General features: G+C 59.3%; 13 protein-coding genes. 7 read left to right on the top strand and 6 right to left on the bottom strand.

From position 1 onward, the window contains the following. Positions 1-174 precede the first annotated feature (174 nt). Positions 175-462: a DUF3509 domain-containing protein gene (locus IMW75_RS24185; protein WP_045059146.1), complete on the top strand. Its 288-nt coding sequence runs from the start codon at positions 175-177 to the stop codon at positions 460-462. A gap of 257 nt (positions 463-719) precedes the next feature. On the opposite strand, the gene IMW75_RS27210 is transcribed toward IMW75_RS24185, so the two are convergent. Together IMW75_RS27210 and IMW75_RS24190 are read right to left on the bottom strand one after the other, a co-directional pair. Then, a complete protein-coding gene (locus IMW75_RS27210) occupies positions 720-854 on the bottom strand; it encodes a hypothetical protein (protein WP_269082889.1) in 135 nt (44 codons plus the stop codon). After that, positions 835-2,034: a CaiB/BaiF CoA transferase family protein gene (locus IMW75_RS24190; RefSeq protein WP_045059138.1), complete on the bottom strand. Its 1,200-nt coding sequence runs from the start codon at positions 2,032-2,034 to the stop codon at positions 835-837. Before IMW75_RS24190 ends, IMW75_RS27210 begins: the two co-directional genes overlap by 20 nt. Positions 2,035-2,179: 145 nt before the next feature. Between IMW75_RS24190 and IMW75_RS24195 the strand changes: the two genes are divergently transcribed. The 3 genes from IMW75_RS24195 to IMW75_RS24205 all read left to right on the top strand — a co-directional run bounded on the left by IMW75_RS24195 (position 2,180) and on the right by IMW75_RS24205 (position 5,924). After that, complete coding sequence (locus IMW75_RS24195; protein ID WP_007897614.1) at positions 2,180-2,722, top strand: YaeQ family protein; 543 nt, start codon at positions 2,180-2,182, stop codon at positions 2,720-2,722. Positions 2,723-2,788: 66 nt separating this feature from the next. Continuing rightward, on the top strand, positions 2,789-4,498 hold the full coding sequence (recJ, locus tag IMW75_RS24200; RefSeq protein WP_122837645.1) for a single-stranded-DNA-specific exonuclease RecJ: 1,710 nt from the start codon (positions 2,789-2,791) through the stop codon (positions 4,496-4,498). A gap of 319 nt (positions 4,499-4,817) precedes the next feature. Next, positions 4,818-5,924 carry an NADH:flavin oxidoreductase/NADH oxidase gene (locus tag IMW75_RS24205; RefSeq protein ID WP_045059136.1) on the top strand — a complete coding sequence of 369 codons (1,107 nt, stop codon included), beginning with the start codon at positions 4,818-4,820 and terminating at the stop codon, positions 5,922-5,924. Positions 5,925-5,993: 69 nt separating this feature from the next. On the opposite strand, the gene IMW75_RS24210 is transcribed toward IMW75_RS24205, so the two are convergent. Further along, complete coding sequence (locus IMW75_RS24210; protein ID WP_205893964.1) at positions 5,994-7,619, bottom strand: glucan biosynthesis protein D; 1,626 nt, start codon at positions 7,617-7,619, stop codon at positions 5,994-5,996. Positions 7,620-8,008: 389 nt separating this feature from the next. Between IMW75_RS24210 and IMW75_RS24215 the strand changes: the two genes are divergently transcribed. From IMW75_RS24215 to IMW75_RS24225, 3 genes are all read left to right on the top strand, one after another. Then, positions 8,009-8,194 carry a hypothetical protein gene (locus tag IMW75_RS24215; RefSeq protein WP_045061012.1) on the top strand — a complete coding sequence of 62 codons (186 nt, stop codon included), beginning with the start codon at positions 8,009-8,011 and terminating at the stop codon, positions 8,192-8,194. A 137-nt stretch (positions 8,195-8,331) separates the two neighbouring features. Then, positions 8,332-8,583, top strand: coding sequence for an AbrB/MazE/SpoVT family DNA-binding domain-containing protein (locus IMW75_RS24220; RefSeq protein ID WP_205893965.1), 252 nt, complete (start codon positions 8,332-8,334; stop codon positions 8,581-8,583). Beyond that, positions 8,583-8,984: a type II toxin-antitoxin system VapC family toxin gene (locus tag IMW75_RS24225; protein WP_205893966.1), complete on the top strand. Its 402-nt coding sequence runs from the start codon at positions 8,583-8,585 to the stop codon at positions 8,982-8,984. The genes IMW75_RS24220 and IMW75_RS24225 overlap by 1 nt, the downstream gene beginning before the upstream one ends. A 310-nt stretch (positions 8,985-9,294) precedes the next feature. On the opposite strand, the gene IMW75_RS24230 is transcribed toward IMW75_RS24225, so the two are convergent. From IMW75_RS24230 to IMW75_RS24240, 3 genes are all read right to left on the bottom strand, one after another. After that, positions 9,295-11,157, bottom strand: a complete 1,863-nt coding sequence (locus tag IMW75_RS24230) for an NAD(P)-binding protein (protein ID WP_205893967.1) — start codon at positions 11,155-11,157, stop codon at positions 9,295-9,297. A gap of 64 nt (positions 11,158-11,221) precedes the next feature. Further along, positions 11,222-12,703: an APC family permease gene (locus IMW75_RS24235; RefSeq protein ID WP_045061015.1), complete on the bottom strand. Its 1,482-nt coding sequence runs from the start codon at positions 12,701-12,703 to the stop codon at positions 11,222-11,224. Between the two features lie 249 nt (positions 12,704-12,952). Continuing rightward, positions 12,953-13,167, bottom strand: a 215-nt coding sequence (locus IMW75_RS24240; protein WP_205892177.1) for an aldehyde dehydrogenase family protein, incomplete at its 5' end; no start/stop codon positions are given.

Genomic DNA, 13,167 nt, shown 5'->3' on the forward strand with positions numbered 1-13,167 from the left:
GTTCATGCACTGCGCCGCTGTTTTTTTCCTGTCATCTTCGTCATGCATGCTTCAACTAGCAGAGGCGTCGACGTCCCTGCGGATACCATTCAGAACTTTCTTCTGAGGCCGATGGTCATTTACAGTAGACCTGCCCCAGGCACTTTGTTTTCGGACTAATGAGTGGTGATCGATTTGGAAAGTATCAGTCTATTGCTCGCAGAGGCGCTGAGCCCGTATCAAGTCACGCTGACCCCATCGGGTCTGCACGGTGAATGCCTGGTGACTCTGAAGAGTTCAACCGGCGCGATCGTGGTCGAACGGGCTTTCAACCAGGCTCAGTTGAGCGACAAGCGCTTGCTCACGGACGTGGTCGACGGTTTGCGCCGCGACTTGATGATTGCCGAAGGTCGTCTGGAACCTTGTGTTATCGCGGCGTTGCGCAACGCTGCACAGGACAAGCTGCTCGCCAGTCGAAATTGAATTGCATCTTGCGGGAACCTAATCCCGGGATCGCCAGTCAGAGTATGTAACAGCAGGAACAAGCATTGTGCTCCGGTGCTTGCGGCTTGCTGTTACTGGTCTTTATGTAGGCCACGTTTAACCCCGAGTCGTCTCCCCACTTCTCGGGGTTTCTTTTTGCCTGCGATTTGTCACGGCAGCGCCGGGTGCTGGAAAAATGCTCGAGTGTCCTTCAGGCTGCCGGTGGCCACATTGCCATGGTGGAAGTCGCGCAGCACCTAGATCAGCGTGTCCCTGGCCTGCGCGAGGTTGGGCGAGACCAGCCCGGCCAGTAACGCAGGAGCCGCCAGGGCCAGGCGGTTGTGCGGGGCGGGTGGCAACAGGCGTTTGAGGTTAAATGGCTCCGTCTTCACGCAGTTTGGTGATCTGGGCCTGGTCGTAGCCAAGGTCGTTGAGTACCTGCGAGTTGTGTTCGCCCAGTTGGGGGCCGACCCATTCTGCGGATCCCGGGGTCTCGGAGAGTTTTGGGACGATCCCGGGCATCTTGAAGTCTTTGCCATCTGGCAGTTTGGCCTGGAGGAACATCTCCCGGGCCAGGTATTGCGGGTCCGCGAACATGTCTTCGGCACTGAAGATTCGGCTGGCCGGTACTTCGGCCTGATTCAGTTGCTCGATGATGGCGTCCAGGGGCAGTGAGTTGGCCCAGCGGTCGATGACCCCGTAGAGCTCGTCGCGCCGGGTATCGCGCCCGTCGTTGCTGGCCAGGATTGGGTCATTGGCCAGGTCCTCGCGGCCGATGATCAGCATGAAGCGCTTGAAGATCGCATCGCCGTTGGCGCCGATCTGCACGTGCTTGCCGTCGGCGCTGGTGTGGATCGAGGAGGGCGTGATGCCCGGCATGATGTTGCCGGTACGTTCGCGGATGAAGCCGAACACGTCGAACTCCGGCACCATGCTTTCCATCATGGCGAAGATCGCTTCATACAATGCCACGTCCACTACCTGGCCCTGGCCACCGTTGACCTCACGATGACGCAACGCCATCAGCGCGCCGATCACGCCCCAGAGGGCGGCGATCGAGTCACCAATGGAAATGCCGGTGCGCACGGGGGGGCGATCCTCGAAGCCGGTGATGTAACGCAGACCGCCCATGGACTCGCCAACCGCACCAAACCCTGGCTGATCTTTCATTGGCCCTGTCTGCCCGAATCCCGACAGCCGCACCATCACCAGCTTGGGGTTCAAGGCGTGCAGGACATCCCAGCCCAGGCCAAGCTTTTCCAGGACGCCGGGGCGGAAGTTCTCGATGAGGATGTCTGCTTCGCCGAGCAGTTTTTTCAGGACGGCCAGGCCCTCGGGGTGCTTGAGGTTCAGCGTCAGGGACTTTTTATTGCGCGCCTGGACGAACCACCACAGCGAGGTGCCTTCATAGATTTTGCGCCATTTGCGCAAGGGATCACCGCCATCGGGCGATTCGACCTTGATCACCTCAGCGCCGAACTCGCCGCAAATCCGCGACGCAAAGGGCCCGGCGATCAGGGTACCCAATTCGATGACTTTCAGACCTGAGAGCGGTTTGGCGGTGAACGGCATGCTGGATCCTGTAGGACAAAGGCTGGCTGGTAGAGCGTTTTAGCATAGCCCGGCGTCAGTCGCCCAAGGTTCATCGCTACAATTCGTTGATTGGTGGTCGCATCGGTTAGACTTGCCGCCTTTCCTCGTATCAAGAAGCCCGTTCATGGCCCAGCCGTCCACGACCTACAAGTTTGAACTGAACCTTACCGACCTCGACCGCAGCGTTTACGAGAGCGTGAAGCAGACCATCGCCCGTCACCCTTCGGAAACTGAAGAGCGCATGACTGTGCGACTGCTTGCCTACGCCTTCTGGTACAACGAGCAGCTGTCTTTCGGTCGCGGTCTGTCGGACGTAGATGAGCCTGCCCTGTGGGAAAAGAGCCTGGACGATCGCGTTCTGCACTGGATCGAAGTCGGCCAGCCAGACGCCGATCGCCTGACCTGGTGCTCGCGTCGCACCGAGCGCACCAGCCTGCTGGCCTACGGCAGCCTGCGGGTCTGGGAAACCAAGGTGATCCCGGCGATCAAGAACCTGAAAAACGTGCACATCGCTGCTGTTCCGCAGGAAGTTCTCGAGACCCTGGCCAAGGACATGCCCCGCGTCATCAAGTGGGACGTGATGATCAGCGAAGGGACAATTTTTGTGACCGACGACCGTGGTCAGCACGAAGTCCAGCTGCAGTGGCTGAGCGGCGAACGCGGCTGATTGGCCTGGGCCTGTCGCGATAATCGGTTTTTTTCCTAAGTATTCAAGAGAAGCACCCGTCACCCCATGCGCATCGAACCTCGCCAGCTGCCCGACATCCTGCCTTTTCTCGGTGATATCCCGCCCCTGTTGACCCGCTTGTACGCGGCACGGGGCGTGCAGTCCGAGGCCGAACTGGACAAGAGCCTGGCGCGGCTGATCCCGTTCCAGCAACTCAAGGGCATCGACGCAGCGGTGGAGTTGCTGGTGACTGCCCTGGAGCAGCGCCAGCGCATCCTGATCGTTGGCGACTTCGATGCCGATGGCGCGACCGCCAGCACTGTAGGCGTGCTGGGGCTGCGCCTGCTGGGCGCCGCCCACGTCGACTATCTGGTGCCCAACCGTTTTGAGTACGGCTACGGCCTGACGCCGGAAATCGTCGAAGTGGCGTTGACCCGGACCCCGCAGTTGCTGATCACCGTGGACAACGGCATCTCCAGCGTTGAAGGCGTCGCGGCGGCGAAAAAGGCCGGGCTGCAGGTGCTGGTCACCGATCACCACTTGCCCGGCGATGAGTTGCCGCTGGCCGATGCCATCGTCAATCCGAATCAGCCAGGTTGCACTTTCCCGAGCAAGGCGCTGGCGGGTGTCGGGGTGATTTTCTACGTGCTGATGGCCCTGCGGGCGCGGTTGCGCGACCTCGGCTGGTATGCGACCAAACCGCAGCCGAACATCGGTGAATTGCTGGACCTGGTGGCGCTGGGCAGCGTCGCCGACGTGGTGCCCCTGGATGCCAATAACCGGATCCTGGTGCATCAGGGCCTTGAGCGGATTCGCGCCGGGCGCGCGCGGCCAGGGGTCAAGGCGATTCTCGAAGTGGCCAAGCGCGACCACGCCCGCATCACCTCCACCGACCTCGGTTTCATCGTCGGCCCGCGCTTGAACGCGGCAGGGCGCCTGGATGACATGAGCCTGGGCATTGAATGCCTGCTGACCGACAGCCAGGCCCTGGCCCGGGAAATGGCCGTGCAGCTCGACGGCATGAACCAGGACCGTAAATCCATCGAGCAGGGCATGCAGCGCGAGGCGCTGGCCCAGCTCAAGGATCTGCCGGTGGAGTCCATGCCGTTCGGTTTGTGCCTGTTCGATCCCGAGTGGCACCAAGGCGTGATCGGCATCCTCGCGTCGCGGATGAAAGAGCGTTACTTCCGTCCGACCATCGCTTTTGCCGATGCCGGTGATGGCCTGCTCAAGGGTTCGGGGCGCTCGGTGCAGGGGTTTCACATCCGTGACGCCTTGAGCGTGGTGGCGGCGCAGCATCCGACACTGATCAGCAAGTATGGTGGCCATGCCATGGCGGCGGGTCTGACCCTGCCCGAGGAAAATTTCCCGTTGTTCGCCGAAGCGTTTGACGCTGAAGTGCGTCGACAACTGCGCGAAGAGGACCTGACTGGCCGCCTGCTGTCGGACGGCACCCTGGCGGTCGAGGAGTTTCACCTGGAACTGGCCCGGGCCCTGCGTCATGCCGGCCCATGGGGTCAGCATTTCCCCGAGCCGCTGTTTCACGGGGTGTTCCAGCTGGTGGAGCAGCGTGTGGTCGGTGAACGTCACCTCAAGGTGGTGCTCAGGAGCGAGTGCGGCTCGGTGAAACTCGATGGCATCGCCTTCGGGATCGATCGCGACATCTGGCCCAATCCGACCATCAAGTGGGTGGAGCTGGCGTACAAGCTCGACCTCAACGAATTCCGTGGCAATGAAACCGTGCAGTTGATGATTGCCCACATCGAACCGCGTTGAGCCCATCGCGAGCAGGCTCGCTCCCACAGGATTTGTGTCCATCAAGTGACCAGTATGGGCAGGCTGGAACCGGGGTTTGTGAGCTCCACATGTCCAGTGTGTGAGCGAGCCTGCTCGCGATTCGATCTTTCTGACACCCATTACATCTGAACCCTCCCCGATCCCCCGTTGTCGACTAGGCTCTAAGCACTGCTTGATTTTCCTTGTGACGTCTTGTCGAATTTTTTGCCCGCGGGGGCGGGTGCTGCATCTCTTTACTGTCACTCGTCGACTTTCAAACAGAACCCTGGAGCCTGCCCACTGATTTGAGAGGTGCCCCATGAGTCTGCTGCTTGAACCCTACACGCTGCGCCAGCTAACCCTGCTCAACCGCATCGCGGTATCACCCATGTGCCAATATTCGAGCGTCGATGGCCTGGCCAATGACTGGCATCTGGTTCACCTTGGCAGCCGCGCGGTGGGTGGCGCTGGCCTGATTTTTACCGAAGCCACGGCCATCACCGCCGATGGCCGTATCACTGCTGAAGACCTTGGCCTGTGGAATGACGAACAGATCGAACCTTTGCAACGCATTACCCGCTTTATCGCCGCCCAGGGCGCGGTGGCGGGCATTCAGCTGGCGCACGCCGGGCGCAAGGCCAGCACTTATCGGCCGTGGCTCGGCAAGCACGGCAGCGTAAAACCGGACGACGGCGGCTGGGTGCCTGTCGGCCCTTCGCCAATCGCCTTCGACCCGCAACACACCCAGCCCACGCAGCTGGATGAGGGGGCCATCGCCGACATCGTCCAGGCCTTTGTCGATTCGGCAAAACGCGCCCTGGTGGCCGGTTTCAAAGTGGTGGAGGTACATGCTGCCCATGGTTACCTGCTGCATCAATTCCTGTCGCCGCTGAGCAACCAACGTCGGGATCAATATGGCGGGTCGTTCGAGAATCGCATTCGCCTGGTGCTTCAGGTGACTGAAGCGGTAAGGGCGGTGTGGCCGCAAGAGCTGCCGCTGTTTGTGCGAGTGTCGGCCACCGACTGGGTGGAAGATGGCTGGAACCCGGATGAGACCGTCGAGCTCGCGCGCCGCCTGCAGGCACTGGGGGTGGACCTGATTGACGTGTCTTCGGGAGGGACCGCGGTCAACGCGGAAATTCCGATCGGCCCGGGTTACCAGACCCGCTTCGCCGAGCGAGTGCGCAAGGAGTCAGGCATCGCAACGGGTACTGTAGGAATGATCACCGAACCTGCGCAAGCTGAGCACATCCTGCGCACGTGCCAGGCGGATATCATTTTCCTGGCGCGGGAGCTGTTGCGAGATCCGTATTGGCCGCTGCATGCCGATGATGACCTGGGAGGTCGCAAGGCCGTCTGGCCCGCGCAATATCAGCGGGCTACGCATCGGGATCAGCCGATTCATGAGTCGGATTTACGCGACTGAATGAGGCTGTAAAAACAAAAAGCCCCGGCCGGTTGGGTCGGGGCTTTTTAACGTTTGATTTTTGCTACATCAGGTGTACTTGCGCTTGTCCGGCGCAGGCGGGAAGTACTGATACAGCCAGGTCTCGCTCAAGGTCCGGTCATTGGTACGGATGAACAACCGCAGCTCCACCGGCTCCACGCTGTCGTTGGTCGGGTACCAGTCAAAGAGAATGCGAAAACCCTTGATGTCATCCAGCACCAGCACGCTGAAGTCCTTCACCTCGCCATTCGAACACGTCACCACCGGCTCGATCCCGGTGCCCTCCGGCAGGCGATCCAGACCGCCGCCATTGAAGTCCACGGCAAACCGTCGCGCCCAGACTTGCGGGTAATGCTCGCCCGGCGCCCAGCCCTCGGTGAAGCCGCCCATGCCCGAGCGGGTCGCATTGACTCGCGCCAGTGGCGTGCCCACCGGTGGCAAGGCGCTCCAGTAGAGCTTGTAGCCGTAGTTCATCGAGTCCCCGGCGGCCACAGGTTTCTTCGGCGTCCAGAACGCGACAATGTTATCCAGAGTCTCGCCGGTCGTAGGAATTTCCAGCAAATCGATAGAGCCTTCGCCCCATGAGGTTGTAGGTTCTACCCACAGGCTTGGACGCTTGCTGTACCAGTCGACAGTGTCCTGGTAACTGGCGAACTCGTGATCGGTCTGCACCAGGCCGAAGCCCTTGGGGTCGGTGTCGGCAAATGCGTTGAATTGCAGGGTCGCCGGGTTGTTCAGTGGCCGGCAGATCCACTCGCCATTGCCGCGCCACATGGACAGTCGATCGGAGTCGTGAATCTGCGGATGAATGGTGTCGCACATGCGCCGCTCATGGGTGCCGCAGCTGAACATGCTGGTCATCGGCGCAATGCCCAGTTGTTCGATGGCGGTGCGGGCGTTGATGTAAGCGTCCACGGCCATGACCACCTGAGTGGCCTGGCAGTCTATATCGAACCGATAAGCACCGGTGGCGCTCGGCGAGTCCAGCAGGGCGTAGACCACAAAACGGGTGCTGTTCTTGTCCGGGGTCTCGAACCAGAACTTGGTGAAATCGGGGAATTCCTCACGCTTTTTGGCGTAGGTGTCGATCGCCAGGCCGCGTGCCGACAAGCCGTACTGGCCAGTCGCGTCGACTGCACGGAAATAACTGGCGCCCAGGAATGACAACACGTCGTGCCGATCCAGCTCGGGTGCCTTGAACAACTTGAATCCAGAGAACCCCAGGTCGCCCTTGAGTTGCTGGGTGTCGACCGTGGTTTTCTCGTAATTGAACAGGGAAGGGCGGAAATGCACTTCACGGGCCTGACGCGTCTTGGGATCGACGCTGTACATGCGCACGGGCTGCTTGAACCCCATGCCGACGTGGAAGAACTGCACGTCGAGCTGACCGTTGAGGTCATTCCACAGCGAGTGATCAGCGTCGTAACGGATTGCATTGAAATTTTGCGGCGTCATGGTCGCCAGGGTCGGCGGCAGCACCTGCTTGGTGTCCTGGTAGCGATTCCCGGCAAGTTGCTTGGCCTGGATCTTCAGTGTTTCGAAGTCGAACGCCTGGGCATCGCCATCGGCTGTGCCATTAGCGGCCCAAGCCCGGGATGCCAGCAGTCCGGTAGCGGACAAGCCAGTGTAGGCCGCAATGGCCATGGACGCTTTGAGCAAATTCCTGCGGTGCATAAGTAAACCTGTCGTGAACAATCCCGCGCCGTTCCTGGCACGTGCTGGATCAAAAATGGGGTTCGGACATGCCTTCGGCCAAACGCAACGGACTCTAAACAGATGCCATTTAGCTTAAACCGTTCGGTAGCAGAGCAAAATTGATTGATGGCATTAGGACAGTTCGGCAATGAAACAAAAAATGTCGGTTAACTTTTCTGACAGACCGTTCTGAATTTGAGGGCATTTCTGCTGTTTTCGACTAATTACTCTAAAAACTGCTTTTCAGCGCTGATTAACTTTCTATTCTATGGGCATGACCGGTTTCTGCCCTTCAGGCCGGTGGCTGCACAATTGGATAGGGGCGATGGGTATTTTGGTTTTCTCTTACATATGGAAGGACATCGTCCATGGCGAAAGTACAAGGCATTACCGAAATGTTAGGAATCTTTCCTTGCTTCAATGTCAGTCGTCGAAGGCGTCGATTGAGTTCGGATGAAATGAAACTGGTGGAGCAATACCGCGACCTGTCGGAAAGCGACAGGATCGCCATGCGTTACCTCGTGGATGCGATGCGAACCGTGTCGCGTTTTTGATGAGAATGGGATCGGCCGCGACGGGAGTTGCGGCCGAATCCTCTGAACGATGAGAATTTTCCTACGATCAGTGGCGGTTGCAGTCTCGAGAGCTAAGTATTACTTTCTGAGATCTGGTAATACTTCTGGAGCGCAATATGACGACGACAATGACGAGCAAGGGGCAGGTAACGATTCCCAAGCCCATCCGCGACGCACTATGTCTTCTGCCTGGTTCGGCCATCGAGTTCAGTGTTAACGCCCAAGGCGAAGTGGTACTGCATAGTTGCAAACCAAAAGCTGATCCTGCCAAATCAGTCATTCCGGACCGGTTTGAAGTGGCGCGTGGCAAGGCCGATATCAAATGGAATACCGACGAGTTGATGGCATTGCTGCGAGGTGAGGACTGATGATATTGGTCGACACGAACGTGTTGATTGATGTCCTGGAAGACGACCCTGTCTGGGCTGATTGGTCTATACAACAGCTACGCGCTCAATCCCAGATCCATGAGTTGGCCATCAATCCAATAATCTACGCCGAACTGTCCCATACATTTACCACGTTCGAAGCGCTGGATGATGCGGTGACTCTGCTCGGTTTGGAGATGCAGGAAGTCCCACGTCCCGCATTGTTTTTGGCCGCAAAGGCTTTTGTTCGCTATAGGAAAGTAGGGGGCGGAAAAAGTAACGTGTTAGCGGATTTTTTCATCGGTGCGCATGCCGCTGTGAAAGAGTTTCCGTTGCTGACTCGTGATGCCAAGCGTTACCGCAGCTATTTTCCTTCGGTTGAACTGATAGTGCCGACGTGAGCCCTTCGTGGAGGAAAACCTTTAACGTGGTAGTAATGTGAGTCGGCTTGAGGAGCTTCTTGCGTTTATGCCAGATCATGCTAAATATAAAGCGGGATGAAAACAGCACGTTGTTTTATCGCATATCCTTGCTGAAGCACGATCAAACAGAGCTGTTGCTTGAATAGATTTCTCTTGGTTTGATTCCCCCTTCCCTAGCCGTGTGAGAAAAAGGGCTAGTTCGATTCCTGCGCGTAACGGCGCTGGGGGGCAGTATTTACCAACGAACTGCCCAAAACCGTGCCCGCATTTCTACGGGCAGGTCATTCAATCAACCGACTTCCCCCACCGCTCGATACGCCTCATCAATCGCCGCATGCGCATAAGCGCTCCACGCCGCGTCCGAGTTGGCGATGCTGACTCGACCCACTGGCTGACGCGCCAGGTTCATCAGTTTTTCGCTTTCATCCGCATCGTCATACAGGCTGTTGGAGAAATAGGCGTAGCCGTGCGACCAGCGATTGACCGTGATCGCCAGGATGTCGGTCTGGTGGTTGAAACCGCCAGGGCCGAGCATGCGTTGCAGTTGATCGCGCAGCTGCGCTTCGAGTTGTTCGAACGACTGGCCGTACAGCCGACCACGGCCGGCGCGAGCCTGGTCGCGGGCGTTCATGCCGCTGTTGGGGCTGGTGGGGACGTAGACCATGTGCAGGCCGATGGGTTGTTTCGGGTCGCGAGGATGGTCGTAGCCACCCATGCTGACCGGGTAATCGAGCTTGATGCGGCTGTAGGGTTGGGTCGCGGCATAGATTTCGTGCACGCCCAGCTTCTGGAACGACTCCCAGTTGCGGATCACGACTTTGGTGTAGACCAGCGGGAACTTCACATTCTGGCTCAGCGCGTGCGACTGCTCGGCTGACAGGTCCCGCAACAGGTACGGGATGACCATGTTGTAGCAGGCCATGATGCAGTGTTTGCCGCGTACCTGGTTGAGTTGACCGCCACGGCTGTAGCCTACGTTCACGCCATTGCCGACGTTGCGTACGCTGACCGCCGTACTGTTGAGGCGGATGCGCACGGCGGCCTTGGGCTGATCGAGCCTGGCGTAGTCGAACGGGGCGAGGACCACATCGTCCATGGTGTGTCCCGGTGCGACGGACGGGATCAGGCTGCGCACCAGCAGGCGGGCAAGCGATGCGTTGCCGTCGGGGAAGTGGTAGATGTAGGGCTCTTCCATTTCCGCCCGGGCTTCTTCGCTGATGGGTTCCAGATTCATCGCGCTAAAGCCGGGGAAACCGACCGAGTAGGCGTCGGAAGCGGCGACGGCGTCGATGCTCAGCGCCATGAAATCATTAGTGCGACTCTGGAAGTACTTCACCGCCTGGGCTGACAGTCCTACGTCCTTGAGCAGGAAATCCTGGTAGCTGGTGGCTTCCAGGTGCGCGTTTTTTTCCTCGGTGGTCTTGCCGGCCAGATAGTCCTTGGGCGTCATGTGCAGCGCAATCAGCGCCTGGCGATCGGCTGGCGGCAGCGGGAAGTCGTTGATGAAGTCGGTGATGGAACGGGCATGGAGCTGATCGGGGGCAATGTCGTCAGCCACCATCGGTGTCGGGTCGCCGCTGACCAGTTTGTCTTCTCCGAAGTTTTCCTTGTCGAAGAACACCGCGCGGGACAAGCCCAGGTCGGGATAGAACTGGCGGTCGAAGGCGGTCTCGAAGCGCTTGATGTCGACACCCAGTTTTTTCAGCAGGCCGTTCACCTCCTTGCTGTACAAATGATTGGGCGACTGGAAGGCTTCGCTGCCGCCGTAGCCGATGATTGTACGACCGCCGGCCGAGAACTCGTTGCGCTTGGCGTGACCGCCAAAGTCATCGTGGTTTTCCAGAATCAGGATGCGTGCTTTTGGATGTTTCTCACGGTAAAACCAGGCTGCGGACAGACCGCTGAGGCCTCCTCCGACAACCACCAGGTCATATTCCTCGGTGATGGGCAGCTTGTCGGTGTCGAAGACCTTTTTCTCCCAGCCCATCTGGTGGGCAATTTCGAAGGAGCCAACGTGGCTGCCGCGCAGGCCGGTGAGGGCAGGTGGGTAATAGCGTCCATCGGGGGCAGCCTGAAGAATCTGCAGTGGCGTCATGCCGGCAGCGATAGTGACTGCAACGCCGTTGAGGAAGTCGCGGCGGGTGATGTCCATGTTCAATCCTTGTGGGGTTTGATAAATCACCCCGGCACCCGCTCAGGTGCCGGGGCGAGAGCCGTTACCGGCTGATTTTCCAGGCATCGCCCGCAGGCGCGGTGCCGTGGTCGTAAGGTTTGGCGAGCCACATGTACAGCAGGCCCAGGCCGATGACGATGGCGGTGCTCAATACCATGGCGTAGTTGACGTACCAAGCCGCATCCGGGGTGCGTGGCCAGGCCATGTTGATGATAGCGGCGACACCATAGACCAGCGCGCCGATATTGATCGCCCAGCCCCATGCGCCCAGGGTGAATTTGCCACTCGGCTTCCAGCCTTTCATGCGTGCATACAGCGCCGCCAGCACGATCATCTGGAAGGCGAGGTAAATACCGATTGCCGCGAAGCTGACGATCGTTGCGACCGCATCCTGCAGGAAGAAGCCCAGCACTATGATAAGCGCGGGCAGAACGCCGGACACGAACAGCGCAGCAACCGGCACCTGGGTCGTAGGAGAAATCTTTTTCAGCAGCGAACTGCCGATGACCATTTCATCTCGCGCGTAGGAGTACAGCAGGCGACTCGCCGCCGCTTGCAGGCTGATGACGCAGGAGATGAAGGAAACCATCACCACGGCCATGACCACTTTAGAGCCCACCGGGCCGAAGGCGTTGTTGAGGATGGTGGTGACCGGGTCCTTGTCGGTGCCATTGATGACCGCTTGCATGTCAGGCACGGCGAGGATCAGTGCCAGGCAGGCAAACATTGCCGCGATGCCACCGATGTAGATGGTCATGCGCATGGCCACCGGGATCTGCTTGCTCGGGTTTGGGGTTTCTTCGGCGACATCGCCGCAGGCCTCGAAGCCGTAGTACAGGAACATACCCGCCAGCGAGGCGGTGAGGAAGGCGGGCAGGTAGGAGCCGTTGATGCTGATGTCGAAGGTGTTGAACAGCACGCTCAGCGGTTGATGGCGCTCGAACACTAGCAGGTACACACCCACGATCACCGCGCCTGCCAGCTCGCACAGGAAGCCGAACATGGCGATGCGCGCCAGCACTTTGGTGCCGCTGAGGTTGACCAGGGTGGCGAACAGCGTCAACACCAGCGCGATGATGATGTTGGTGTTGTTGCTGGGTTCGAAACCGAGCATGGCCGCCAGGTACGGGCCGGCGCCGACGGCCACTGCCGCAATGGTTACGCACAGCGCGATGGAGTAGATCCAGCCGACCATCCACGCCCAGCGCTTGCCCACCAGACGACGCGCCCATGGGTAGACGCCGCCGGAAATGGGGAACTGCGAGACCACTTCACCGAAGATCAGGCACACCAGCAACTGGCCGCAACCGACCAGCAAATAGGCCCAGAACATCGGTGGTCCACCGGCGGCCAGGCACAGGCCGAACAGGGTATAAACCCCGACGACCGGGGATAGATAAGTGAAGCCCAGGGCGAAGTTTTCCCACAGGCTCATGCTGCGGTTGAAGTTGGAGGTATAACCCAGCTTGCGTAGCTGCTCGGCATCGCTGTCGGCGGCTGTGGGGAGATCGGTTGATGCACTCATGGTCTGTCAGCTCCGGAAAATCGGCAGATTTCGGATGTCCGATGCCGTGGCGTGGCTGTGACAGCGCGCCCGGTTCGGTGGTTTTTGTTTTGACTTCTTTGGGGTGGTGCCTGGTGGAGCGTATTGCCGGTTTCTGCCTTGAAACCGAGGTGACGCCATCGCTGGCAAGCCAGCTCCCACAGGATTTGTGGACCACAGAGGTTGGGTACGCCCCAACCCTGTGGGAGCTGGCTTGCCAGCGATGCTTTTTTAGTGCTTGAACATCACATGCCGCACCACGGTGTAGTCCTCCAGCCCATACATCGACATGTCCTTGCCATAGCCGGACAATTTCTGGCCGCCATGGGGCATTTCGCTGACGAGCATGAAGTGCGTATTGACCCAGGTGCAGCCGTATTGCAGGCGCGCCGACAACCGATGCGCGCGGCCGACGTCGGCGGTCCACACTGACGACGCCAGGCCGT

It is taken from the genome of Pseudomonas gregormendelii, assembly GCF_017114825.1.
Classification (GTDB): Bacteria; Pseudomonadota; Gammaproteobacteria; order Pseudomonadales; family Pseudomonadaceae; genus Aquipseudomonas; species Aquipseudomonas gregormendelii.